The sequence below is a fragment of the Clostridium tarantellae genome, assembly GCF_009295725.1.
Classification (GTDB): Bacteria; Bacillota; Clostridia; order Clostridiales; family Clostridiaceae; genus Sarcina; species Sarcina tarantellae.
On the sequence record NZ_WHJC01000671.1, the window covers coordinates 1 to 420 of the forward strand.

The 420-nt window shown below is 47.9% G+C and carries 3 tRNA genes; all 3 read left to right on the forward strand.

Features of this window, described 5'->3' with window-relative positions:
• Nucleotides 1–41 precede the first annotated feature (41 nt).
• The 3 genes from GBZ86_RS16795 to GBZ86_RS16805 all read left to right on the forward strand — a co-directional run bounded on the left by GBZ86_RS16795 (nucleotide 42) and on the right by GBZ86_RS16805 (nucleotide 375).
• Nucleotides 42–117: transfer RNA gene (locus tag GBZ86_RS16795), tRNA-Pro, on the forward strand.
• 18 nt (nucleotides 118–135) lie between these two features.
• Nucleotides 136–209: transfer RNA gene (locus tag GBZ86_RS16800), tRNA-Gly, on the forward strand.
• A gap of 89 nt (nucleotides 210–298) precedes the next feature.
• Nucleotides 299–375 (forward strand) — tRNA-Arg (locus GBZ86_RS16805).
• The last annotated feature ends 45 nt before the right edge of the window (nucleotides 376–420 follow it).

Below are 420 nucleotides of genomic sequence, written 5' to 3' on the forward strand. Positions count from 1 at the left end.
GGCGTGGGCCTGGGGTTCGAATCCCTAAAGGTACACCATATCGGGGTGTGGCGCAGATGGGAGCGCGCGTGGTTTGGGACCATGAGGTCGCAGGTTCGATCCCTGTCACCCCGACCATTAAACTTAATATTATATGCGGGTGTAGCTCAATGGTAGAGCCCTAGCCTTCCAAGCTAGTTACGTGGGTTCGATTCCCATCACCCGCTCCATAAAAACTTTCAGAAAGTTTTAAAGAGACTTGACAGAAAGTTTGAGGTAATGTAAAATAATAAACGTTGTTTAAAAAGAATTTGAATGTGTATCTTTAGCTCAGCTGGATAGAGCAACGCCCTTCTAAGGCGTGGGCCTGGGGTTCGAATCCCTAAAGGTACACCATATGGTGGACGTAGTTCAGTTGGTAGAGCACCAGATTGTGGCTCT